General features: G+C 64.7%; 23 protein-coding genes. 9 read left to right on the top strand and 14 right to left on the bottom strand.

Translation table 11 applies throughout. The features are described 5' to 3' along the window. The first annotated feature begins 129 nt into the window (after nucleotides 1–129). The 3 genes from AC1D09_RS05110 to AC1D09_RS05100 all read left to right on the top strand — a co-directional run bounded on the left by AC1D09_RS05110 (nucleotide 130) and on the right by AC1D09_RS05100 (nucleotide 2,862). Nucleotides 130–669: a TRAP transporter small permease subunit gene (locus AC1D09_RS05110; RefSeq protein WP_477660716.1), complete on the top strand. Its 540-nt coding sequence runs from the start codon at nucleotides 130–132 to the stop codon at nucleotides 667–669. A gap of 47 nt (nucleotides 670–716) precedes the next feature. After that, the gene (locus tag AC1D09_RS05105) at nucleotides 717–2,258 is read left to right on the top strand and encodes a TRAP transporter large permease (RefSeq protein ID WP_477660715.1); all 1,542 of its coding nucleotides are present in this window, start codon (nucleotides 717–719) and stop codon (nucleotides 2,256–2,258) included. Between the two features lie 106 nt (nucleotides 2,259–2,364). Beyond that, entirely contained in the window at nucleotides 2,365–2,862 is a 498-nt protein-coding gene (locus AC1D09_RS05100; protein WP_477660714.1) for a hypothetical protein, read from the top strand. 75 nt (nucleotides 2,863–2,937) lie between these two features. Here the strand turns inward: AC1D09_RS05100 and AC1D09_RS05095 are convergent, their stop codons facing one another. From AC1D09_RS05095 to AC1D09_RS05070, 6 genes are all read right to left on the bottom strand, one after another. Continuing rightward, nucleotides 2,938–4,017 carry a TRAP transporter substrate-binding protein gene (locus AC1D09_RS05095; protein WP_477700962.1) on the bottom strand — a complete coding sequence of 360 codons (1,080 nt, stop codon included), beginning with the start codon at nucleotides 4,015–4,017 and terminating at the stop codon, nucleotides 2,938–2,940. A 231-nt stretch (nucleotides 4,018–4,248) separates the two neighbouring features. Next, entirely contained in the window at nucleotides 4,249–5,328 is a 1,080-nt protein-coding gene (locus AC1D09_RS05090; RefSeq protein WP_477660712.1) for a TRAP transporter substrate-binding protein, read from the bottom strand. Nucleotides 5,329–5,592: 264 nt separating this feature from the next. Beyond that, entirely contained in the window at nucleotides 5,593–6,672 is a 1,080-nt protein-coding gene (locus AC1D09_RS05085) for a TRAP transporter substrate-binding protein (protein ID WP_477660711.1), read from the bottom strand. Nucleotides 6,673–6,954: 282 nt separating this feature from the next. Beyond that, nucleotides 6,955–8,862 carry a 1-deoxy-D-xylulose-5-phosphate synthase gene (gene dxs, locus AC1D09_RS05080; RefSeq protein ID WP_477700961.1) on the bottom strand — a complete coding sequence of 636 codons (1,908 nt, stop codon included), beginning with the start codon at nucleotides 8,860–8,862 and terminating at the stop codon, nucleotides 6,955–6,957. A gap of 55 nt (nucleotides 8,863–8,917) precedes the next feature. Then, complete coding sequence (locus AC1D09_RS05075) at nucleotides 8,918–9,838, bottom strand: polyprenyl synthetase family protein (protein WP_477660709.1); 921 nt, start codon at nucleotides 9,836–9,838, stop codon at nucleotides 8,918–8,920. 56 nt (nucleotides 9,839–9,894) lie between these two features. Beyond that, the gene (locus AC1D09_RS05070) at nucleotides 9,895–10,152 is read right to left on the bottom strand and encodes an exodeoxyribonuclease VII small subunit (RefSeq protein WP_477660708.1); all 258 of its coding nucleotides are present in this window, start codon (nucleotides 10,150–10,152) and stop codon (nucleotides 9,895–9,897) included. A 282-nt stretch (nucleotides 10,153–10,434) separates the two neighbouring features. On the opposite strand from AC1D09_RS05070, the gene AC1D09_RS05065 reads away from it, so the two are divergent. From AC1D09_RS05065 to AC1D09_RS05050, 4 genes are all read left to right on the top strand, one after another. Then, nucleotides 10,435–11,553 (top strand): aromatic ring-hydroxylating oxygenase subunit alpha, encoded by a 1,119-nt coding sequence (locus AC1D09_RS05065; protein WP_477660707.1) that lies wholly within the window; start codon nucleotides 10,435–10,437, stop codon nucleotides 11,551–11,553. A gap of 97 nt (nucleotides 11,554–11,650) precedes the next feature. Then, nucleotides 11,651–12,613 (top strand): DMT family transporter, encoded by a 963-nt coding sequence (locus AC1D09_RS05060; protein ID WP_477660706.1) that lies wholly within the window; start codon nucleotides 11,651–11,653, stop codon nucleotides 12,611–12,613. Between the two features lie 10 nt (nucleotides 12,614–12,623). Beyond that, complete coding sequence (locus AC1D09_RS05055) at nucleotides 12,624–13,523, top strand: sulfurtransferase (RefSeq protein ID WP_477660705.1); 900 nt, start codon at nucleotides 12,624–12,626, stop codon at nucleotides 13,521–13,523. Nucleotides 13,524–13,570: 47 nt separating this feature from the next. Continuing rightward, the gene (locus tag AC1D09_RS05050; protein ID WP_477660704.1) at nucleotides 13,571–13,999 is read left to right on the top strand and encodes a hypothetical protein; all 429 of its coding nucleotides are present in this window, start codon (nucleotides 13,571–13,573) and stop codon (nucleotides 13,997–13,999) included. A 71-nt stretch (nucleotides 14,000–14,070) separates the two neighbouring features. On the opposite strand, the gene AC1D09_RS05045 is transcribed toward AC1D09_RS05050, so the two are convergent. The 8 genes from AC1D09_RS05045 to AC1D09_RS05010 all read right to left on the bottom strand — a co-directional run bounded on the left by AC1D09_RS05045 (nucleotide 14,071) and on the right by AC1D09_RS05010 (nucleotide 20,543). After that, nucleotides 14,071–14,250: a hypothetical protein gene (locus AC1D09_RS05045; RefSeq protein WP_007865760.1), complete on the bottom strand. Its 180-nt coding sequence runs from the start codon at nucleotides 14,248–14,250 to the stop codon at nucleotides 14,071–14,073. Nucleotides 14,251–14,422: 172 nt separating this feature from the next. Continuing rightward, nucleotides 14,423–15,673 (bottom strand): FAD-dependent oxidoreductase, encoded by a 1,251-nt coding sequence (locus AC1D09_RS05040; RefSeq protein WP_477660703.1) that lies wholly within the window; start codon nucleotides 15,671–15,673, stop codon nucleotides 14,423–14,425. Nucleotides 15,674–15,745: 72 nt separating this feature from the next. Next, entirely contained in the window at nucleotides 15,746–15,967 is a 222-nt protein-coding gene (locus tag AC1D09_RS05035) for a hypothetical protein (RefSeq protein ID WP_477660702.1), read from the bottom strand. A 241-nt stretch (nucleotides 15,968–16,208) separates the two neighbouring features. Next, nucleotides 16,209–16,433 (bottom strand): hypothetical protein, encoded by a 225-nt coding sequence (locus AC1D09_RS05030; protein ID WP_477660701.1) that lies wholly within the window; start codon nucleotides 16,431–16,433, stop codon nucleotides 16,209–16,211. A 139-nt stretch (nucleotides 16,434–16,572) separates the two neighbouring features. Further along, nucleotides 16,573–17,415, bottom strand: a complete 843-nt coding sequence (locus AC1D09_RS05025) for a ZIP family metal transporter (RefSeq protein ID WP_477660700.1) — start codon at nucleotides 17,413–17,415, stop codon at nucleotides 16,573–16,575. 223 nt (nucleotides 17,416–17,638) lie between these two features. Beyond that, nucleotides 17,639–18,550, bottom strand: coding sequence for a dienelactone hydrolase family protein (locus AC1D09_RS05020; protein WP_477660699.1), 912 nt, complete (start codon nucleotides 18,548–18,550; stop codon nucleotides 17,639–17,641). Between the two features lie 131 nt (nucleotides 18,551–18,681). After that, nucleotides 18,682–19,482, bottom strand: a complete 801-nt coding sequence (locus tag AC1D09_RS05015; protein WP_477660698.1) for a fumarylacetoacetate hydrolase family protein — start codon at nucleotides 19,480–19,482, stop codon at nucleotides 18,682–18,684. A gap of 155 nt (nucleotides 19,483–19,637) precedes the next feature. Next, nucleotides 19,638–20,543 carry a helix-turn-helix transcriptional regulator gene (locus AC1D09_RS05010; RefSeq protein WP_477660697.1) on the bottom strand — a complete coding sequence of 302 codons (906 nt, stop codon included), beginning with the start codon at nucleotides 20,541–20,543 and terminating at the stop codon, nucleotides 19,638–19,640. 97 nt (nucleotides 20,544–20,640) lie between these two features. Between AC1D09_RS05010 and AC1D09_RS05005 the strand changes: the two genes are divergently transcribed. Together AC1D09_RS05005 and AC1D09_RS05000 are read left to right on the top strand one after the other, a co-directional pair. Further along, entirely contained in the window at nucleotides 20,641–21,213 is a 573-nt protein-coding gene (locus AC1D09_RS05005; protein ID WP_477660696.1) for a GbsR/MarR family transcriptional regulator, read from the top strand. A gap of 66 nt (nucleotides 21,214–21,279) precedes the next feature. Continuing rightward, nucleotides 21,280–21,804 carry a thiol-disulfide oxidoreductase DCC family protein gene (locus tag AC1D09_RS05000; protein ID WP_477660695.1) on the top strand — a complete coding sequence of 175 codons (525 nt, stop codon included), beginning with the start codon at nucleotides 21,280–21,282 and terminating at the stop codon, nucleotides 21,802–21,804. Nucleotides 21,805–21,835: the final 31 nt, after the last annotated feature.

The following is a 21,835-nucleotide window of genomic DNA, read 5'->3' as shown; positions in this document are numbered from 1 at the left end:
TAGGGTAAACCCGGAAATTTTTTGTCAGTCTTTATTCAGTGCGGCGGCGGGCATCCGTCGTACCATTCATGCCTCGGCGTACCCGGTGGGTACTTTCTCATTCAAAAAAACTGATCGGAGACATCCCCCGTGTCCGCACTCCTCAAACTCGCACTGGCCTATGACTGGCTGACCACGCGGCTGGGCAAGATCGCCGCCTGGACGGTGCTGCTGGCCGCCCTGATCTCGGCCGGCAATGCCTTTGTACGCTACGGCCTGGACATCAGCTCCAACGGCTGGCTGGAAATCCAGTGGTATCTGTTCGCCGGCACCGTGATGCTGGGCGCGCCCGTGGTGCTCAAGCTCAACGAGCATGTGCGGGTCGACATCATCTACGGCAAGCTCAAGGGCAACGGGCCGGTCTATGTGGACATCTTCGGCCTGGTCTTCTTCCTGCTGCCGGTGATGGGCCTGATGGCCTACCTGAGCTGGCCTCTGTTCATGAGCATGTACCGCTCCGGGGAAGTCTCGGGCAACGCGGGCGGCCTGATCCGCTGGCCCGCGATGCTGCTGCTGCCGCTGGGCTTTGGCCTGATGTTCGTGCAGGGCCTGTCGGAAATCATCAAGCGCATCTGCTACCTCCAGGGCAAGTTCGAGATGGACACGCACTACGAGAAGCCGGTCCAGTGATCCGTTTGCATCACCCGCTCCCATAAAAATACTTTCAGGACTACGCCATGCAAATGGAAAACTTCGCCCCGATCATGTTCGCGGGCCTCGTGCTGATCATGCTGATCGGCTTCCCCGTCGCCTTCTCGCTGGCCGCCCTCGGGCTCGGTTCGGGCTTTCTGGCCATCGAGATGGGCTGGTTCCCGGCCAGCTTCATGTCCAACCTGCCGCTCAATATGTTCGGCATCCTGTCGAACGAGCTGCTGCTGGCGATTCCCTTCTTCACCTTCATGGGCGCCATCCTTGAGAAATGCGGCCTGGCCGAGGACATGCTGGACTCCATGGGCCAGCTGTTCGGCCCCGCCAAGGGCGGCCTGGGCTACTCGGTCATCATCGTCGGCTTCATCCTGGGCGCCATCACCGGCACGGTGGCCGGCCAGGTGATCGCCATGGCGCTGATCTCGCTGCCCGTGATGATCCGCTACGGCTACAACATGCGCTACGCCACCGGCGTGCTGGCGGCCTCGGGCACCATCACGCAGCTGGTGCCGCCTTCGCTGGTGCTGATCGTCATGGCCGACCAGCTGGGCCGCTCGGTGGGCGACATGTACAAGGGCGCCTGGGGCCCCTCCATCCTGCAGGTGCTGATCTTCGCGGGCTACACCTTCGCGCTCGGCGTGTTCAAGCCCGACCATGTGCCCGGCGTTCCCAAAACCGCGCGCACGCTCAACGGCTGGGCGCTGTGGGCCAAATGCCTGCGCGGCATCATCCCCTCGGCCATCCTGATCTTCGCGGTGCTGGGCTCCATGGGCGGCCTGCCCGGTATCGACAAGGCCATCGCCACGCCGACCGAAGCCGGCGCCATGGGTGTGGTGGGCGCGCTGGTGCTGGCCGCCATGCACAAACGCCTGACCCCGGCGCTGATCTGGGAAGCCATGATAGGCACCATGCGCCTGACGGCCATGGTGGTGTTCATCCTGATAGGCGCGCGCGTCTTCTCGATGGTGTTCCAGGGCGTGGACGGCGCCAAGTGGGTCGAGCACATGCTCAGCGGCCTGCCCGGCGGCCAGATCGGCTTCCTGATCGCCGTCAACCTGTTCATCTTCTTCCTGGCCTTCTTCCTCGACTTCTTCGAGATCGCCTTCATCATCCTGCCCATGCTGGGCCCGGTCGCCGACAAGCTGGGCATTGACCTGATCTGGTTCGGTGTGCTGCTGTGCGTGAACATGCAGACCAGCTTCATGCACCCGCCTTTCGGCTTCGCGCTGTTCTACCTGCGCGGCATCGCCGACACGCTGTTCAAGGAAGGGCGCATCCCCAAACCCATCAAGTCCAACGACATCTACCTGGGCGCGATTCCCTGGGTGGCGATGCAGCTGCTGCTGGTGGCGATCGTGATCTTCGTGCCGCAGACGGTGACTGTCTTCCTCGACAAGCCCGAGGTGATAGACCTGGACAAGGTCAAGATCGAAGTGCCGGTCGACGACAGCGCCACCCCGCCCGCGGGCGCGGCCAGCGGCGCGGCAGGCAGCGATCCGCTGGCGCCGCCGGCCGAGCCCAGCTCCGAAGACGAACAGAAAAAGGTCGACGAGCTGTTCAAGACCAAGTAAACGCCCGCCGTCTTCCAGGCCTGTGCAACGCCCCTTTCGTGAGGGGCGTTTTTATTGCGCCTTCGCCATGACGGCCCTATCCTTCGCATCACCCCACGAGCCCGCCATGGACCCCACGCCCGCATCCAATACCTACTTCGGCCCACCGCCCTTCAAGTTCACGCCTACAGGCGGAAGCATCTCCGGGAAGGCGTTTTCCGTGACCTTCAAGATCCTGGCGACCGTTATCGTGCTGGCCCTGGCCGCGGCCTTTGCGCAGGCCTGGCTGGCCGGCAGGGCCTCGGGCGCATCGGCTGCCGGCGGCTGGTTTATCGCGGGCCTGCTGCTGGTGGGCTACACCTGGTGGCACATCCTGCGCAGCGTGACGCGCCTTGATGAGCAGGGCCTGCACCAGAGCTGGGTCTGGGACAAGCACATGGAGCTGCGCGAGCTGGCCTACGGCAAGCTGATCCGCGTGCGCGGGCTCGAATGGCTGATCGCGCCGCGCCTCTATGTGCGCACGCTGATGGGCAAGTTCGCGGTGTTTTATGCAGCCTCGCCTGAGATGGTGGCCGAGTTTGAGCGCCTTGTCAGCGAACTGAAGACCTTTCGCAGCCAAAGGTAGCTGGCCCCCTGCCTGGAAGAAGGCAGGCGAAAAAAAACCGCGACATGTCGCGGTTTTTTTATGCATGGGCAGCGCTTACAGGGTCACGCCTTGCATGTACGTGTCAAAGCGCGACTCGGCAAAACGGAACCAGAGGATCTGGTCCTTCTGGAAAGCGCGGTAGTCGCTGTAGATCTTCTTCCAGTCGGGGTTCTTCTCGGCCAGTTCGCCGTAGAGGTCCATCGCGGCCTTGAAGGAAGCGTCGAGCACGGGCTTGGGGAAGGGCAGGATCTTGGTCTTGGCGCCCACCAGCTGCTTGAGCGCGGTCGGGTTGCGGGCGTCGTACTTGGCCTGCATGTCGATGTGCGCGTGCGAGGCGGCGCTTTCGACAATTGCCTTGTACTCCGCGGGCAGGGCTTCGAGGGCCTTGTTGTTGATGAAGAAGTCCACCTCAGGACCGCCTTCCCACCAGCCGGGGTAGTAATAAAACGGCGCGACCTTGTTGAAGCCCAGCTTCTGGTCGTCGTAAGGGCCCACCCACTCGGCGGCGTCCAGCGTGCCCTTTTCGAGCGCCTGGTAGATTTCGCCGCCGGGCAGGTTTTGCGGCACCACGCCGAGGCGCTCCACCACCTTGCCGGCAAAGCCGCCGATGCGGAACTTCAGGCCCTTCAGGTCGGCCACGGTCTTGATTTCCTTGCGGAACCAGCCGCCCATCTGGGTGCCGGTGTTGCCGCCGGGGAAGCTTACGAGGTTGTACTTGGCGTAGAACTCGTTCATGAGCTTGCGGCCGTTGCCCTCGTACATCCAGGCCGACATCTGGCGCGAGTTCATGCCGAAGGGAATGGCCGCGCCAATGGCGAAGGCCTCGTTCTTGCCGAAGTAGTAGTAAGGCACGGTGTGGCACATTTCCACGGAACCCTGGCCCACGCCGTCGACCACGCCGAAAGCGGGCATCAGTTCACCGGCCGCGTGCACGCTGATCTGGAACTTGCCGCCGGTCATCTCGCCGACCTTCTTGGCGAACACTTCGGCGGCGCCGTAAATCGTGTCCAGCGGCTTGGGGAAGCTGGAAGCCAGGCGCCAGCGTATGGTGGCCTGCGCGTGAACCGCGGGGGCGATGCCGGCAGCGAGAACGCCGGCAATGCCGGCGTTTTTGATAAGGGAGCGACGATCCAAAATACTATCTCCTGAAAGTTTGTCAAACGTGCGGGGCCTGAATGGCGCCCGCCGGACCTCTCGAGCCGGTACGGCCGGTAAAGGCAGCGTCCCCAAGCGAAGGCCAGCTGGGATTTTGTCAGCTTTTACTTCGAGAACACACCGTTCTTACCCACCTGTTTCAAGAATAAAAAAGCCGCCTCTGGGAGGCGGCTTGCAAATTCCTGACGGGGCGCGTAGGCCCCGCGGGAATCAGAGCTTCTGGGCTTGCATGAAGCGGTCGAAGGTGGCCTCGGTGAAGCGGAACCACAGGTTCTGCTCGGCGCGGAACTTGGAATAGTCGGCGTAGATTTTTTTCCAGCTCTCGTTCTTGGCGCTGAGCTCCTCATACAGGGCCATGGCTTCCTTGAAGGCGGCGTTCATCACGTCGGTGGGGAAAGGCCGCAATTTGGTGCCCGCGCCCACCAGCTGCTTGAGGGCCGCCGGGTTCTTGGCATCGTACTTGGCCTGCATCTCGCCGTGGGCCTGGGCCGCGGCGGCCTCCACGATGGCCTTGTACTCGGGCGTGAGCGCCTCGAAGGCCTTGTTGTTGATGAAGAAGTCCAGCTCGGGGCCGCCCTCCCACCAGCCGGGGTAGTAATAAAAGGGCGCGACCTTGTTGAAGCCCAGCTTCTGGTCGTCATACGGGCCCACCCATTCGGCGGCATCGATGGTGCCTTTTTCCAGCGCCTGGTAGATTTCGCCACCGGGGATGTTCTGCGGCACGCCGCCTATGCGCTCGAGCACCTTGCCGGCAAAGCCGCCTATGCGCATCTTCAGGCCCTTGATGTCCTTGACGGACTTGATTTCCTTGCGGTACCAGCCGCCCATCTGGGCGCCGGTGTTGCCGCCGGGGAAGTTGACGATGTTGTACTTGGCATAGAACTCGCGCATCAGCTTCAGGCCGTTGCCTTCGTACATCCAGGCGCTCATCTGCCGGCTGTTCAGGCCGAAGGGGATGGCGCAGCCCAGCGCGAAGCATTCGTCCTTGCCGAAGAAATAATACGGCGCGGTGTGGGCCGCCTCGATGGAGCCCTGCTGCACGCCGTCGACCACGCCGAAGGCGGGCATCAGCTCGCCGGCCGCATGGACCGAGATTTCGAACTTGCCGCCGGACATGTTCTTGACGGCCTTGGCGAACACCTCGGCCGCGCCGAAGATGGTGTCCAGCGATTTCGGGAAGCTCGATGCCAGCCGCCATCGCACGGCGGCCTGGGCATGAACCACTGGTGCCACGCCGGCAGCCAGCACACCGGCGATGCCGGCATTTTTGATGAGTGAGCGACGATCCATAAAACTCTCTCCTGAAGTTATTGAAGTTGTCCGTAGGGGGTCCGTAGCACGGTCGGGTACTGCAATAGTTGCAGCGTCCCGGACGCGCCGGCGGAGCATGGACACTTTGTCACTCTTTTTCAGAAAGTTACCCCGTTCTTACCCGTAGATCGCCACAGATTTCCACAAAAAAAAGCCGCCCCATGGGCGGCTTTTTCCGGCACGGGCCTGCGCGGCAGGCGTGCTCAAGGTTCAGACCCGGGCAAACAGCCCGGCCAGGCCTGCTTACAGTTTCTGGCTTTGCATGAAGCGGTCGAAAGTGGCTTCGGTGAAACGGAACCACAGGTTCTGGTCGCCGCGGAATTTCGAATAATCGGCGTAGACCTTGCGCCAGCTTTCGTTCCTGGCCGACAGCTCTTCGTAGAGCTTCATGGACTCTTTGAAAGCCGCGCCCATGACGTCCGCGGGGAAGGGACGCAGCTTGGCGCCGGCACCCACCAGCTGTTTGAGGGCCGTGGGGTTCTTGGCGTCGTATTTGGCCTGCATGTCGACGTGGGCCGCCGCGCTGGCGACTTCGACGATGGCCTTGTACTCGGGCGTGAGCGCGTCGTAGGCCTTCTGGTTGATGTAGAGGTCCAGCTGCAGGCCGCCCTCCCACCAGCCGGGGTAGTAATAGTTGGGCGCCACCTTGTTGAAGCCCAGTTTCTGGTCGTCATAGGGGCCTATCCATTCGGCCGCGTCTATGGTGCCTTTTTCCAGGGCCTGGTAGATCTCGCCGCCGGGAATGTTTTGCGGCACGCCGCCCAGGCGCTCTATGACCTTGCCGGCAAAACCGCCGACGCGGAATTTGAGGCCTTTCATGTCGGCCAGCGACTTGATTTCCTTGCGGAACCAGCCGCCCATCTGCGCGCCGGTGTTGCCGCAGGGGAAGCTGATGATGTTGTACTTGGCGTAGAACTCGCGCATCAGCTTCAGGCCGTTGCCCTCGAAGGTCCAGGCGCTCATCTGGCGGCTGTTCAGGCCAAAGGGAATCGCCCCGCCTATGGCGAAGGTCTCATCCTTGCCGAAGAAGTAGTAGGGTGCCGTGTGGGCCGCTTCGATGGAGCCCTGCTGCACGCCGTCGACCACGCCGAAGGCGGGCATCAGCTCGCCGGCCGCATGGACCGAGATTTCGAACTTGCCGCCCGAGATCGCCTTGACGTGTTTGGCGAAGGTTTCCGCGCCGCCGTAAATCGTGTCCAGCGACTTGGGGAAGCTGGAAGCCAGGCGCCAGCGAACGGCGGCCTGCGCATGAACGGCGGGCGCGACGCCCGCGGCCAGCACGCCGGCAACGCCCGCGTGCTTGATGAGTGAACGACGATCCATCAACTTGACTCCGAAGTGTGAAAAATAGAATTCCCTGGGGCCCGCGCATGCGCCGGCCAGACTGCCTGCGCAGGTCCTGGGGAATTCTAAAAATCAGGGGGGTGTCACCCGGGCGGGTTTACCCTTGAAGAGCTGACAGCAAGCTGAAGGTGTGCCCCCACGCTCCCCCACTTCGTGTGGGTCGCTGCCCCCCGAGGGGGCCGCCCGCCTGTGGCCCGGCAAAGCCGGTTCCACGGCTCATGCTGGGTTGAACAGCCTTCAGGCCGTGGCGAACTCAGTCGCTCAAGCGACGGACTTGAGCGCCGGCTTGGCGGGCTTGTTGGTCACCAAGGTGCTGAAACGTGCGGTGACGGACGCTTCGATGCCTGCGGCATCGAGGCCTTGCATGGCCAGCAGTTTGGCGTGGTCGCCGTGTTCGATGAATTCGTCCTTGAGGCCCAGGTGCAGCACGGGCTTGTTGATGCCTGCGGCTTGCAGGGCTTCGCTGACGGCGCTGCCGGCGCCGCCCATGATGGCGCCCTCTTCCACCGTGACCAGGGCTTCATGGCCGGCCGCAACCTTGAGCAGCAACTCGGTGTCCAGCGGCTTGGCCCAGCGCATGTTGACGACGGTGGCGCCCAGCTTTTCGGCGGCCTGCAAGGCCGGGTACAGCAAGGTACCGAAAGCCAGGATGGCGATGCCCGCGCCTTCGCGGCGGATTTCGCCCTTGCCGAAGGGCAGCGACTCCAGCCCCGTTTCCGGCTCCACACCGGCGCCGGCGCCGCGCGGGTAGCGCACGGCCACCGGGTGGTTTTGCTCGAAGGCGGAGGACAGCAGCTTGCGGCATTCGCGCTCGTCGGCCGGGCAGGCCACGCTCATGTTGGGGATGCAGCGCAGGTAGGGGATGTCGTAGGCGCCCGCATGCGTGGCGCCGTCGGCGCCGACCAGGCCGGCGCGGTCCAGCGCGAACACCACGGGCAGGTTCTGCAGGGCCACGTCGTGGATCAGCTGGTCGTAGCCGCGCTGCAGGAAGGTCGAATAGATCGCGACCACAGGCTTGAGCCCTTCGCAGGCCATGCCGGCGGCAAAGGTCACCGCATGCTGCTCGGCGATGCCGACGTCGTGGTAGCGGGCCGGAAAGCGTTTGTGGAACTCGACCATGCCGGAGCCTTCGCGCATGGCCGGCGTGATGCCGACCAGTCGGGCGTCGTGCTCGGCCATGTCGCACAGCCACTGGCCGAAGACCTGGGTGAAGGTCTGCTTGGCCGGCGCGCTGGATTTTTGCAGGCCCATGGCCGGGTCGAACTTGCCGGGGCCGTGGTAGGCGATGGGGTCAGCTTCGGCCAGCTTGTAGCCCTGGCCTTTTTTGGTGACCACGTGCAGGAACTGCGGGCCGCCGTTGTTGTCCATCAGGTGCTTGATGTTTTCCAGCGTGGGCACCAGCGACTCGAGGTCGTGGCCGTCTATGGGGCCTATGTAGTTGAAGCCGAAGTTTTCAAACAGCGTGGCCGGCACGACCATGCCCTTGGCATGCGACTCCAGGCGCTTGGCCAGCTCGAGCAGCGGCGGCGCCACGCGCAGCACCTGCTTGCCCACATGCTTGGCCGACGCGTAAAAGCGCCCGCTCATGAGCTGGGCCAGGTAGCGGTTGAGCGCGCCCACGGGCGGGCTGATGCTCATGTCGTTGTCGTTGAGCACCACCAGCAGCTTGCAGTGGTCGTGCACGCCCGCGTTGTTCAGGGCCTCGAAAGCCATGCCGGCGCTCATGGCACCGTCGCCGATGATGGCCACGGCATGGCGGTGCTCGCCCTTTTGCTGGGCGGCCAGCGCCATGCCCAGCGCGGCGGAAATCGAGGTCGACGAATGCGCGGTGCCGAAGGTGTCGTACTCGCTTTCGTCGCGGCGCGGAAAGCCCGACAGCCCGCCGAACTGGCGCAGGCTGCCCATGCGCTCGCGCCGGCCCGTGAGGATTTTGTGCGGATAGGTCTGGTGGCCCACGTCCCAGACCAGGCGGTCCTCGGGGGTGTTGAAGACGTAGTGCAGGGCCACCGTGAGCTCCACGGTGCCGAGGTTGGAGCTCAGGTGCCCGCCGGTCTGGGAAACGCTGTCGAGCACGAAGGCGCGCAGCTCGTCGGCCAGGGGTTTGAGGCCGTTGCGCGGCAGCTTGCGCAGGTCGGCGGGGCTGTGGATGGTTTCGAGCAATGGGTACATCGTGGTGTCGTTGTTATGGCGAGGCCGGTTCCTCTTCCCTGGTTGTCTGTCCTGCTTAATGGTGGCGGTTGACCAGCATGTCGGCCAGCGCGCGCAAGGCCTCGGTGCGGGCCAGCCCGCTGGCGTCCAGGCCGGCCAGGGCCCTGGCCAGCAGCTGCTGCGCATAGGCCTTGGAGGCCTCCAGCCCCATCAGCGAAACAAAGGTGGGCTTGTCCTGGGCGGCATCCTTGCCGGCGGTCTTGCCCAGCGTGGCGGAGTCGGCGGTGACGTCGAGGATATCGTCGACCACCTGGAAGGCCAGGCCGACGGCCGCGCCGTAGTCGCGCAAGGCCTGCCAGGCCGCGGGCGCCACAGTGCCGCAGGCCGCGCCCATCATGACGCTGGCCTCCAGCAGCGCGCCGGTTTTCAGGCGGTGCATCTCGTGCAGCTGCTGCGAATTCAAGGGCATGCCCACGCTGGCCAGGTCAATCGCCTGGCCGCCGGCCATGCCCTGGAAACCGGCCGCCTGGGCCAGCATGCGGCACAGCCGCGCCTGCGTGGCGGCGTCGACCGAGCCATCTTCGGGCGTCAGGAATTCAAAGGCCAGGGCCTGCAGCGCGTCGCCGGCCAGCAGCGCCTGGGCCTGGCCGAACTTGACGTGCACCGTGGGCTTGCCGCGGCGCAGCACGTCGTTGTCCATGCAGGGCATGTCGTCGTGCACCAGCGAATAGGCGTGGATCAGCTCGACTGCGCAGGCGGCGCGCAAGGCGGCCTGGCCGTTGCCGCCCACGGCCTCACAGGCCGCCATGACCAGCAGCGGACGCAGGCGCTTGCCGCCGTCGAGCACGGCATAACGCATGGCGTCGCCCAGGCCGGCGGGCGCGGGCGCATCGGTGGGGCAGGCCACCCAGCGGGACAAGGCGCTCTCGACGGTGGCAAGCTGTCTTGCGCTCCAGTCGCTCAGCGTGAACAGGGGCAGTTTGTCAGGGGCGTTCAATCGGTATCTCTGTTTGTGTCTGGATAGGGTTGCGGGGTCGCGACTTTCGCGCCGCTTTACTCCTGCACCCAGGGCTTGAGTTCCGTGCCTTCGAGCACCTTGATCTGGGTTTCCACGGCTTCGAGCTTGTCGCGGCAGAACTTCAGCAGCTGCGCGCCGCGCTGGTAGCCTGTCAGCAGCTGGTCCAACGGCAACTGGCCGGACTCCAGGCTGTCCACCAGTTCCTCGAGTTCCTGCAGGGCCGCCTCATAGCTGGCGGGCAGCGCCGCGGCGGCAGGTGTGGAAGAGGTGGGGGATGAAGCGCTTTTGGCCATGGTTCTCTGGAGGTAGGCCTGATTTTAGGCCGTTGCGAAGGGATTGCGGCGCCCGGTACCCCGGGCTTGCAAATGCAATATTCGTATTATCCGGCGGCGGCGCGCAAAGCCCCCGGATTCACCCCGCGCGGGTACAATTGATAACAGTTCTCGATAACAACGGTGACCCCGTTGCGGGAAACCCGGCCTTGTTTTCACCCGTGGGCTGACGCTCAGCCTGCTTCCCTGGTTTGTCAACTGCCTCCAAAGCCTCGCGCGGCGGCATGTTCACCCGAAATTTGCATGTCTGATCTCAGCCTTCGCCTCCTTCAGGCCACCAGCCAGCTCCCGATTTCCAGCTACTTTGATGCGGGCCTGTACCAGCGGGAGCAGCAAAAGCTGTTCACGCACGGGCCGCGCTACCTGGGCCATGAACTGGCGGTGCCCAACCTGGGCGACTACTACGCCCTGCCGCATGAGGGCGAAGGCCGGGCGCTGGTGCGCAATGCTTCGGGCATAGAGCTGATCTCCAACGTCTGCCGGCACCGGCAGTCGACCATGCTGCAGGGCCGCGGCAACACCGGCAGCAACATCGTCTGCCCGCTGCACCGCTGGACCTACAACACCTCGGGCGAGCTCATAGGCGCGCCGCACTTCGAGATCGATCCCTGCCTGAACCTGAACCGCTACAAGACCACGACCTGGAACGGCCTGGTTTTCGAGGACAACGGCCGCGACGTCGCGGCCGAGATGGCGCAGCTGGCCACCCATACCGACCTCGATTTTGCGGGCTACCAGCTCGACAAGGTGCACCTGCACGAGTGCAACTACAACTGGAAGACCTTCATCGAGGTCTACCTCGAGGACTACCACGTCGGCCCCTTCCACCCCGGCCTGGGCGGCTTCGTCACCACCGACGACCTGCGCTGGCAGCTCGAGGCCGACTATTCGGTGCAGACGGTGGGCGTGTCGGACAAGCTCGGCAAGCCTGGCACCGACACCTACAAAAAATGGCACGACGTGGTGCTGCAGTACCGCAAGGGCGTGCCGCCCAAATACGGCGCGATCTGGCTCACCTACTACCCACACGTGATGGTCGAGTGGTACCCCCACGTGCTGGTGGTCAGCACGCTGCATCCGCAGGGGCCGGACAAGACGCTCAACGTGGTGGAGTTCTTCTACCCCGAGGAAATCTGCGCCTTCGAGCGCGAATTCATCGAAGCCCAGCAGGCCGCCTACATGGAAACCTGTGTGGAAGATGACGAAATCGCCCTGCGCATGGACGCCGGCCGCAAGGCCCTGCTGCTGCGCGGCGACAACGAATTCGGCCCTTACCAAAGCCCCATGGAAGACGGCATGCAGCACTTTCACGAGTGGTACCGCCGCGAGATGGGCGCCAGCAAAACCACACAGATGATCTAACCGCGCGCCCTTGCATATGATGGCTGCAGTCCCGCTTTTTTTCGGGGCCGCAGCCATTTTTCATTCCACCCGCCCCTTCCCCTGAGCCCACCCCGCCATGCAAGCTGTCTGGATGATTTTTTCCTCGTTCATGTTTGCGACCATGGGGGTCTGCGTGAAGTACGCGTCGGAGCATTTCAACAGCGCCGAGCTGGTGTTCTACCGCGGCGTCCTGGGCATTCTCTTCATGGCGGCCTATGCGCGTGCGCGCGGCATCACGCTGGCCACCCGCTACCCGGCCATGCACGCCTGGCGCAGCGTGATCGGCGTGATGTCGCTGTCGGCCTGGTTTTACGCGATTGCGCATTTGCCGCTGGCCACCGCCATGACGCTCAACTACATGAGCAGCGTGTGGATCGCGGCCTTCCTGGTCGGCGGCGCGCTGATGGCCTGGACGCCGCCGAAAACCAACACCAGCGCCCCGGCCAACACGCCCCCGGAGGGTGGCGCGGCCAGCCTGGGGGCCTTGTTTTCCAGCCAGGGGCCGCTGGTGATGGCCATTCTCGCGAGCTTTGCCGGCGTGGTCATGCTGCTGCGCCCGGCCATAGACCAGAACCAGACCTTTGCCGGCCTGGTGGGCCTGATGTCCGGTCTGGGCGCCGCCTTCGCCTATATGCAGGTCATGGCGATCTCGCGCATGGGCGAGCCCGAAACCCGCACCGTGTTTTACTTCGCCGTGGGCACGGCGGTGGCCGGCGCGCTGGGCATGGCGGTCATGGGCGTGACGCCCTGGAACTGGCGCCACGCGCTGTGGCTTCCGCCCATAGGCATGCTGGCGTCGCTGGGCCAGCTGGCCATGACCAAGGCCTATTCGATGTCGGAAAACCACGGCGGCACGCTGATGGTGGCCAACCTGCAGTATTCGGGCATTGTGTTCGCGGCCCTCTACAGCCTGATCCTGTTTGGCGACAATATTCCCCTGATCGGCTGGGCCGGCATGGTGCTCATCATCGTGAGCGCTATTGCGGCCACGGTGCTGCGAGCCCGCGCCGCGCCGAATGCCCCGGCTGAAGAGCATTAAGGAGTTCCCCATGAGCTACACCACCCTGATTTCCGCCGAACAGCTGCAAGCCCTGGTCGCCTCGGCCAAACCGCTGCGCATCTTCGACTGCAGCTTCGACCTCATGAAGCCGGGCCTGGGGCAGGAGCAGTACCTGGCCTCGCACATCCCCGGTGCCGTGTACGCCAACCTGGACACTGCGCTGAGCGCCAAACACGGTGTGCCCGGCGCCCACGGAATCATCACCGCCAGCGGTGCCGACGCGCCCGCGTCGGGCGGGCGCCACCCGCTGCCGAATCGCGAGAAGTTCGCGACCTGGCTGTCCAGCGTCGGTTTCGCCAACAACATGCAGGCCGTTGTTTACGACCGCAACGGCGCCAACTACTGCGGGCGCCTGTGGTGGATGCTCAAGTGGGCCGGCCACGAAAACGTCGCCATGCTCGACGGCGGCCTGCAGGCCTGGCAGGTGGCGGGCGGCGCGGTGAACAGCGGCGAGGAGCCCGCGCATTTCCAGGCCAGCTTCCTGCTCGCGCCGGCCAGGGCCACGCTGGTGTCGGCCGACACAGTGGCCGCGCAACTGGGGCGGCCGGCCCAGACCCTGATCGATGCGCGCGCCACGCCGCGCTTCAAGGGCGAGGTGGAGCCGCTGGACCCGGTGGCCGGCCATATCCCCGGCGCGCTGAACCGGCCCTTCAGCCAGAACATAGCGCCCGACGGCAAATTCAAGCCGGCCGCGCAGCTCAAGGCCGAGTTTGAAACCCTGCTGGCCGGCCGCGACCCGGCCACCGTGGTGCACCACTGCGGCAGCGGCGTCAGCGCCGTGCCCAACCTGGTCGCGATGGAAATCGCCGGCCTGGGCAGGACGGGCCTCTACGCCGGCAGCTGGAGCGACTGGTGCAGCGATCCGCAACGCCCGGTGGCACAGGGCTAGCAGTCCCTGTTAACGCCCCAACAAAAAAACGCCACCGGCCCTGCCTGGTGGCGTTTTTTTTAAGCCCGCACGAAGGCGGCGGCTCTCTTTATTTGGTGCCGCCGCTGGCCGGTGTGCCGGGGGCGGCCGAACCCGAATTCGAGACAGCAGCGCTGGCCTCCGGCGTTGGCGTGGGGCTGGTGCCGCTGCTGCTGGTGGAAGGCGTCGAAGGCGTGGAAGAAGTCGAGGGGCTGGAGCTGGACGGCGTCGAAGAGGTCGCGCCGGTGTCTTCAACTTTTTTCCCGCAGGCGCCCAACGCCAGCAGGGCAGCCAGGGCAAGAGCCGTTGCGGCAGCGGGTTTCAATTTGGATGCGTGCATGTCTGTTTCCTTGTATGAAGAGATGAAAGGATATGAGGATCAATCTGTCGATCGGCGGAAGTTGGCTGAACGCCAGCCAGCCACCAATTTATCCGCGCCTCGCGGCCATGCCCCATGAGACTGTGTCCCACAGGGCTGTAGGGATTTTTCGATGGGTGCGCGCTGAGGGCATGCACCGGAAGGCGCGCTTCAGCAGGCGCGGGCGTGGCCTGTCAGGCGGATGCGCCTGTGCGGGTTGTCGCGCCGCGCCCCCGAGCTGGGACCGGCGCCGCGGCTGCTCCTGGAGCCGTTGTCCGGCCTGTCACCCACCTGGCCTTTGGAAGGGCTGGGTTCGGGTTTGTGGGCATGAAGGGTGTCGCTGCTTTTCATCGGAAGGTCTCCTTCGGCTTGCAGGCCCCGGCCGGCTACACCGGAAGTCCGGCTCGCCTGCCACAAGGGCGCACAAAGGGGTGCACAGAGTCTGTTAGTTTCACTCTAAAAGCCGCGCGGCACGGCCGCTGTAGGCAATGCCTGCCCATGGCGTAGGAAACGGCCTACAAATCTAGGCGGGAGGCCGCGCCGGGGAGCGCACATGCTCGGGCCGCACGCCCACACCCACCGCATAAGCCGGCAGCGCCTGCAGCAGCGGCCAGCGGCGCATCAGCTTCAAGGGCCAGGGTAGCGCCATGGGCGGGGCCTCGCTGCCGCGCGCCGCCAGCACCGGGCTCAGCACGCGGTTCTGGATGGCCACCTGCGCCGCCTGCGTAAGCCGGGTCGGCAGCAGGCGCCGCTTTTCGACCTGCGCCAGGAATGGCGTCAGGGCCGCCGTGCCCACGCGCGCATCGGCCAGCGGCAGCGCCAGCGTGTTGGCCGCCGCCACCGCATCCTGCACCGCCAGGTTGATGCCGACGCCGCCCACGGGCGACATGGCATGCGCGGCGTCGCCTATGCACAGCAGGCCGGGCCTGTACCAGCGCTCCAGCCGGTCCACCGTCACGCTCAGCAGCTTGATGTCGTCCCAGCTTGCCAGCGCGTCCATGCGGCCCGCGAACAGCGGTGCCGCTTTCACCATGTCGGCCCGGAAGGCCTCCAGCCCACGCGCACGCACGGCCTCAATCCCGCCCTTGGGAATCACATAGGCGCACTGCCAGTAGCTGCCGCGGTCAATCATGGCCAGGAAGATGCCGGTGGTGATGCGCCCGCCCGTGGTGGAAGGATCTCCCGGCAGCTTGGGCAGCCGCATCCACAGCACGTCGATGGGCGCGCCCAGGTCGCGCACCACCAGCCCGGCGGCGGCGCGCACCGTCGAACGCCGGCCGTCGGCGCCTACGACCAGGTCCGCCCTCACCTGCAAGGGGCCTTCCGGCGTCGTGACATGCACGCCCGTCACCGTGCCGCCCTCCTCGCTCAGCCCCGTGACTTCGGCGTTCTGCAGCAAACGGAAACCGGGGTAAAGCTCGGCCTCGTCGCGCACGAAATCCAGGAACTCCCACTGCGGCATCATCGCGATGAACTGGCAGCGTATGCGCAGGCGCTTGAAGCTGGCGAGCACCACCTGGGTGTCGCCGACGATCGCGCGCAGCTCGCTGACCTCTTCGTGCGGGCGTGCCAGGAATTTGTCCAGCAGGCCCAGCTCGTGGATCACCTGCAGCGTGGACGGATGCACGGTGTCGCCGCGAAAGTCGCGCAGAAAATCCGCGTGCTTTTCAAGCACCAGCACCTCCACGCCGGCGCGTGCCAGCAGCAGGCCCAGCATCATGCCGGCCGGGCCGCCGCCGGCAATGCAGCAGCGGACCTTGAGAACTTCGGCCATGGTGTCTCCCTCGGGGAAAAGTCCCCCGACCTTATAGAAGCTTGCCGCGCGGTGCAAGCGCGGAGCAGGCGCTCAAGCCGGCGGCGCAGGGGCCGGGCCCGGTTTCAGGCTTGTACCCGGGGAAGCGCCGGATGCGGCGCCGGCGTCGCCCTCATCGTGGTTGTGGCCGTCGTCCTCGATGGCTTGCCGGGCATGGTGGGCATGGTGGGACTCTTTGGGGCTGATTTCGGGAAATGGCTTGACGACCGGCTGGTGCAGCAGCTCGGCGCCTTCGGGGCTGGTGTCTATCGGCATGTCGGTTCTCCTTGCAGCAGTCAAACCCTGCGGGAAACCCGAAACGGGTGTCCTGCCTGCGTTGCGCATTTCCTGTGCGCCTTATGACACTACACCGGTTCCGATTTCATTGCCGGCAGCGATTTTTTCGCCTATATCACCGTCATTGGCATGGGCGTGGTCTGTACCTCGCCCGGGTCCGGCGGCGTGTCCAGGGGCGGTAGCGGCTCGGGCGGCGGAACGTTGGGGTTTGTGGCCGCCATCACAGGCCTAGCAGCATGAGCGGAATGTCGTGGGTCGCCAGCGTCGCGGCGGCCGCCATGCTGGCGAAGACCGTGATGAAGAACGCGATGTAGGCCGCGGCACGCGGGCGGCGAACAATGCGCGGCTTGTGCGGCGATACCCGGCGAGACGGCCTGCCCGTGCCAAAAGCCGTCGACGGGCGGAAGGCGCTGGAAACCGTGGTGGGTTCTGAATGGAAGTTCATGGCGGGCCTGCCTTTGCACAAGGAAACTGGGGCACGTAAGACTCACCACCATCTTCCCGCCCTGCCCGGCCGGGGTTTGTAGGCCGCCACGCCATGTCCGTGTCAGCGCCGCCTTACAGCGCCGCCAGGCCGAAAAACCTCAATGGTGGTGCGCCATCCCGCTGATCAGCGTGACCAGGCCTATGCCAATCGCCAGCCAGGCGATCTGCGCCATGGTTTCGCGGGCGGTCACGCGTTTTTGCAGCTGCGGGATCAAATCGGCCAGCGCGACATAGATAAAGCTGCTCGAGGCCATGATCAGGAAAAACGGCAGGTAGTCATAGAGCTGGTCGACCAGCGCATAGCCGACCACGCCGCCCAATGCCGTCACCGCGCCGGCCAGCGACACCTTGATGAGGGCGGCGCGCCGGTTGTTCGAGGTCTGGCGCAGCACCACCAGGTCGCCCATGTGGTGGGGCACCTCGTGCACCAGTACCGCCAGCGCCGCGACCACGCCCAGCCGCAGGTCCGCCATAAAGGCCGAGGCGATCAAAATGCCGTCGCCGAAGGCATGCACGCTGTCGCCGGCCAGCACGGCCCAGCCGCCGGTGCGGGCTTCACCATGCCCATGGCCGTGGCCGTGGTGGCTGTGCGCGGCATGCACATGCCCGGTATGGTCATGCTGCGCATGCGCCGCCGCTTCGGGGCCGTGGTGCTCGCCGCCGTGGTGTTCATGGCCGTGGTGCCAGAGCTCGGCCTTGTCGAGCAGGAAAAAGAACACCAACCCCACCAGCAAGGTCGCGAACAGCTCCTTGGCGCCGGCCTGGCTTTCAAAGGCCTCGGGCAGCAGGTGCATAAAGGCCGTGGCCAGCAGCGCGCCGGCGGCCAGGCTCAGCATGTGCTGGGTGTAGCGGGTCAGCACGCCGAAGCTCAGCAAGGCCGCCAGCCACACGCTGCCTATGCCGGCGGCCAGGGTTCCCATCAAGATTGCTAGCAAAGTCATAGCTACATATGCCCGTATTGACTGGGCCGAAGCCCAAATTGATCAGCCCAAGCCTGCAGGGGCAACCCGGAGGTTACACCACAGACGACAAAACCCCGGGCGCGGCATTCAATGCCAGCGGGCCGGGGTTCTTTTAATCTTATCAAGGCTGTCAAGAGGGGGCGGCGTAAAAAAGCCGCCAGCCCTTTTCAGGGGAGGCGGCTGACATCCTGCCAGCGGGGAATCAGACTACACCGTGGCTCTTAAACCACGCCAGTGCGCGCTTGAAGCCGTCTTCAGCCGCATCCTTGCGATAGCTGGGCCGGTAATCGGCATGGAAGGCGTGGGGCGCCTGCGGGTAGACCACAAATTCGGAGGCGGCTGCCGCCTTGTTGCCTTTGGCGCCGGCTTCGGCCAGCGCGTCCTTCATCTGGTTGACGGTGGTCAGCGGGATGCCACCGTCCTGGCCGCCGTAGAGACCGAGCACCGGCGCCTTCAGGCCTGCCGCGAGGTCCAGCGGGTGCTTGGGCGTGAGCGCCGAGGGCTGGCCGACCAGGCGGCCGTACCAGGCCACGCCGGCCTTGACGTTCTTGCTCTGCTCAGCATACAGCCAGGTGATGCGGCCACCCCAGCAAAAGCCGGTGATGCCGACCTTTTTGGTGTTGCCGCCGTTGGCGCCCGCCCACTTCACCGCGCCGTCCAGGTCGGCCATGACCTGTTCGTCAGGCACCTTGGAGACGACCTCGGCCATCAGCTTGGCCATTTCGTTGTATTTGCTGGGGTCGCCCTGGCGCGCGTAGAGCTCGGGGGCGATGGCCAGGTAGCCGGCCTTGGCGAAGCGCCGCGCGGTGTCGGCGATGTATTCGTGCACACCGAAGATCTCCTGGATCACCAGCACCACCGGCAGGTTGGTCCTGCCGGCGGGCGCCGCGAAGAAGGCGGGCACCTTGAAGCCGTTGACCTCGTAGGTGGTCTCGCCGGTCTTCAGGCCTTCCGAGGAGGTCTTGATCGCGGTCTGCGCCATGATGGGCATGGCGGTGGCGGCATAACCGACACCCAGAGCCGTTTTGAGCGCGGTGCGGCGGCTGGCGCCGGCTTCAGTGCTCCGCCCAGGCAGCAAGGCATCGAAGTCTTTTTTCTGGTCGTGTTCAAGCATGGCGGTTTCCTCAGAAGTAGTTGTTGGAAGGCAAGCTATCGGAGTCTATGCGGCCCCGGAAGTTCTTGCCACCGCGGGGCGATGGCATGGTGTTTTCCCTTGCCCCGCCCCTTCCGCACTTCGCCCTTGGCTTAGACGATCTTGACGCTGAGCTCCGGCAGGCCGTCGATGTGGCATTCGATGACGTCGCCCTTGACCACCGGGCCGACGTTTTCGGGCGTGCCTGAATAAATGAGGTCGCCGGGGAAGAGCTCAAAGGCCTCGGACAGCTTGGAGATCTGCTCGGCCACCGACCAGATCATGTGGTTGAGCGTGGCGTTCTGCTTGAGCTGGCCGTTGACCTTGAGCCAGATCGCACCCTTGGTGTAGTGGCCGGTCTGCGCCACCTTGTGGATGGGGCCTATGGGGGCCGACATGTCGAAGCTCTTGCCGATTTCCCAGGGTTTTTTCTGGTCGCCCATGCCGCGCTGCAAATCACGCCGCGTCATGTCCAGGCCCAGCGCGTAGCCGTAGACCAGGTCCAGCGCCTTGTCCATGGGGATGTTGCGCCCGCCCTTGGCCAGCGCCGCCACCAGCTCAACCTCATAGTGGTAGTTCTTGGTCAGCGTGGGATAGGGATGGTCAGCGACCTTTCCGGGCGGCACCACCTGGATGGCGTCGGTCGGCTTCTGGAAAAAGAAGGGCGGCTCGCGGCTCGGGTCCGAGCCCATCTCGATCGCATGGGCCGCGTAGTTGCGGCCTATGCAGTAGATGCGGCGCACCGGGAACATCTCGGTGCTGCCCGCGATGGGGATGTAGGTTCCGGCCACCGCGAAGGGCGTGGCCGGCGCATTGGCCGCCGTGCCGGGCGTGGCGCAGCCGACGACCGCGCCCGTCGCCATCAGGGCGCCTGTTTGCAGAATTCCGCGTTTGCTCATGTCTGGTTGTGTCATGGATGTCTCCTGGATTGATAAAAGCTGGAGCTTGTTGTCGGCGTTTTTCTCCAACCCTAAAGCTTAGGGCGGACACGGCTTGCCCAGGCGGACGCAATTACGCATTTACCGGACGATTCAATGCAGTGCTGCTGCAGCGCAGCAGGCGCGGTGACTCAGGCGCCAGAAATTTTGGCGCGCACGCTGTCGCGATAAGCCTTGGGCGTCTGGCCGAAGCGCTGGCGAAAGCGCCGCGCGAAATAGGCTTCGTCGGCAAAACCCGAGGCATGGGCGATGCTCGCGATGCGCTGGCCGCTGTGCGCGAGTTGCTCCTGGGCAAATTCCAGCCGCCGCTCGGTCACCAGGTCGGTGAAGGTCTTGCCGGTTTCCTTTTTCAAAAGGTGGGCGAGGTAGTTGGGCGAGAGAAAAGCGGCCGCTGCCGCGTCGGCCAGCGTGACTTCGCCGGCCAGGTGCTCGCGGATGTAGCGCACCGCGCGCTGCAGGCTGGCGCGCCGGCTGCCCTGCTGCGCCTGGCTGGCCGAAAAGCGCAACAGGTCGGCTTCGTACTTGCGGCAGACCAGGCCTATCAGCTGCAGCATCAGGCCGCGGATCATCTCGATGGAGCCGAAGCGTCTGTGCGCGTTTTCAAACGCGAGTTTTTCCAGCAGCGCCTCGATCTCGGGAAACTCGTCCTCGGAGAAATAAAAATCGGCGTATTCCTGGAACAGAAAGGGCGCCAGTTCGGGCGCGCGGCTCAAGGGCACGTCCTCCAGGTCCAGCGGGTCCACGTCCAGGCCGGGCCGCAGGAACTGCTGCGACATATTGATGATGACGTAGCGCGAGCCCTCGGGGTGCGGGATCACATGCACGCGATAGGGCAGGATAAAACTCAAATAGCCACGGCGGAAAGGCCGCACCGTGCCGGCCACGTTCTGCTCGGTGTCGCCCTGCAGGCTGATCTGGATCTGGAAATACTCATGCCGGTGCGGGCGCACCAGCGGCGGCCGCACCAGCTGGGACCGGATGTCGAAGTCCAGGTGGTCGGCCCGCTCGGACATGCCGTAGGTCTTGATATCTGTCATGCGCCGTATTCTCGGGCTTGCACCTGCCCTGTTGTTTCTTTTTCGCATCTTTAATTTCTGTATTGACAGAAATTTCAGACAACGTATAGTCGGAACCATGGAACTCAGCCCCGTCGCCCGCAAATTTGTCGTCCATTGGGGAGAAATGGGCACCGCCTGGGGCGTGAACCGCACCGTTTCGCAAATCCACGCCCTGCTCTTCTTCCACGGCCGCCCGCTGCATGCCGAGGACATCGCCGACACTCTGGCCGTGGCGCGCTCCAATGTCAGCACCAGCCTTAAGGAGTTGCTGAACTGGAACCTGATACGCGCCACCCACGTTCTGGGCGACAGGCGCGACTATTACGAAACCTCGCTGGACGTCTGGGAGCTGTTCCGCACCGTGGTGCGCGAGCGCAAGGAGCGCGAATACGACCCGACGGTGCGCATGCTGCGCGAACTCGTCAAGGACCAGGGTTTTGAGGCCGAGCCCGCCGACGCCCAGGACCGCGTGCGCGAAACCCTGAGGCTGATGGAATCGCTGGGCCTGTGGGCCGACGAGATGCTGCGCCTGTCGCCCAACACGCTTGAAAAAGTGCTGCGCATGGGTGCCAGCGTGCAGAAGTTCGTGCGCGGCGACAACGATGCCAAGCCCATGGACCCTTCGGAGTTGCTGCCGCCCACCTTCTAAAAGGCCGGTCGGCTTTTTTTTGACCATTGATTTCTGTTTGTACTGAAATTTATAAAGGAGAGAAAAATGACTGCAAACCACAACACCGCCCGCCTCGATACGGGCAATGCGGGCAATACCCGCTACGACAGCCTCAAAGCCGGCATGGACCCGGCCATCTATCCGCTGACCCTGTACTACGAATCGGCCTGCCCGCTTTGCAATGCCGAAATGAGCAATCTGATGCTGCGCAACACCGAAGGCTATTTGCGCTTTGCCGACGTCTCGGCACCGGACTTTTCGGGGCCACCCGCGGGCACCATGATGCAGGACCTGCTGGAGCTGATCCACGCACGCAGGGCCGACGGCCGCGTACTCAAGGGCGTGGAAGTGTTCCGCCTGGCCTATGAGGCGGTCGGCCTGGGCTGGGTCAGCGCCGCGATGCGTTTGCCGCTGCTGCGCCCGTTCGCGGAATGGGGCTACCCGGTGCTGGCGCGCAACCGCCACCGGATTCCGCGCGGAATGGTGCGGCTGATGTTTGAAGGTGCCGTGCGGCGCGCGGCCGAACGCTCGGCCGCCGCCCGTTGCGATTCCGCCAGTTGCTCGCGTTAAACAAAGTTCTTCAAACCAAGAAAGGAAACAC

The sequence above is a fragment of the Polaromonas sp. P1_A2 genome, assembly GCF_056406895.1.
The sequence above is the reverse complement of the archived record's forward strand: the minus strand, read 5'-3'. Positions and strand labels throughout refer to the sequence as shown.

Excerpts from the sequence above, each read along its gene's own strand:
- AC1D09_RS05015 (WP_477660698.1), bottom strand. The coding sequence starts at position 19,482 with ATGACACAACCAGACATGAGCAAACGCGGAATTCTGCAAACAGGCGCC.
- AC1D09_RS05065 (WP_477660707.1), top strand. The coding sequence starts at position 10,435 with ATGTCTGATCTCAGCCTTCGCCTCCTTCAGGCCACCAGCCAGCTCCCG.
- AC1D09_RS05045 (WP_007865760.1), bottom strand. The coding sequence starts at position 14,250 with ATGAAAAGCAGCGACACCCTTCATGCCCACAAACCCGAACCCAGCCCT.
- AC1D09_RS05100 (WP_477660714.1), top strand. The coding sequence starts at position 2,365 with ATGGACCCCACGCCCGCATCCAATACCTACTTCGGCCCACCGCCCTTC.
- AC1D09_RS05035 (WP_477660702.1), bottom strand. The coding sequence starts at position 15,967 with ATGCCGATAGACACCAGCCCCGAAGGCGCCGAGCTGCTGCACCAGCCG.
- AC1D09_RS05040 (WP_477660703.1), bottom strand. The coding sequence starts at position 15,673 with ATGGCCGAAGTTCTCAAGGTCCGCTGCTGCATTGCCGGCGGCGGCCCG.
- AC1D09_RS05020 (WP_477660699.1), bottom strand. The coding sequence starts at position 18,550 with ATGCTTGAACACGACCAGAAAAAAGACTTCGATGCCTTGCTGCCTGGG.
- AC1D09_RS05055 (WP_477660705.1), top strand. The coding sequence starts at position 12,624 with ATGAGCTACACCACCCTGATTTCCGCCGAACAGCTGCAAGCCCTGGTC.
- dxs (WP_477700961.1), bottom strand. The coding sequence starts at position 8,862 with ATGTACCCATTGCTCGAAACCATCCACAGCCCCGCCGACCTGCGCAAG.
- AC1D09_RS05085 (WP_477660711.1), bottom strand. The coding sequence starts at position 6,672 with ATGGATCGTCGTTCACTCATCAAGCACGCGGGCGTTGCCGGCGTGCTG.
- AC1D09_RS05070 (WP_477660708.1), bottom strand. The coding sequence starts at position 10,152 with ATGGCCAAAAGCGCTTCATCCCCCACCTCTTCCACACCTGCCGCCGCG.
- AC1D09_RS05090 (WP_477660712.1), bottom strand. The coding sequence starts at position 5,328 with ATGGATCGTCGCTCACTCATCAAAAATGCCGGCATCGCCGGTGTGCTG.
- AC1D09_RS05060 (WP_477660706.1), top strand. The coding sequence starts at position 11,651 with ATGCAAGCTGTCTGGATGATTTTTTCCTCGTTCATGTTTGCGACCATG.
- AC1D09_RS05030 (WP_477660701.1), bottom strand. The coding sequence starts at position 16,433 with ATGAACTTCCATTCAGAACCCACCACGGTTTCCAGCGCCTTCCGCCCG.
- AC1D09_RS05000 (WP_477660695.1), top strand. The coding sequence starts at position 21,280 with ATGACTGCAAACCACAACACCGCCCGCCTCGATACGGGCAATGCGGGC.
- AC1D09_RS05010 (WP_477660697.1), bottom strand. The coding sequence starts at position 20,543 with ATGACAGATATCAAGACCTACGGCATGTCCGAGCGGGCCGACCACCTG.
- AC1D09_RS05105 (WP_477660715.1), top strand. The coding sequence starts at position 717 with ATGCAAATGGAAAACTTCGCCCCGATCATGTTCGCGGGCCTCGTGCTG.
- AC1D09_RS05005 (WP_477660696.1), top strand. The coding sequence starts at position 20,641 with ATGGAACTCAGCCCCGTCGCCCGCAAATTTGTCGTCCATTGGGGAGAA.
- AC1D09_RS05025 (WP_477660700.1), bottom strand. The coding sequence starts at position 17,415 with ATGACTTTGCTAGCAATCTTGATGGGAACCCTGGCCGCCGGCATAGGC.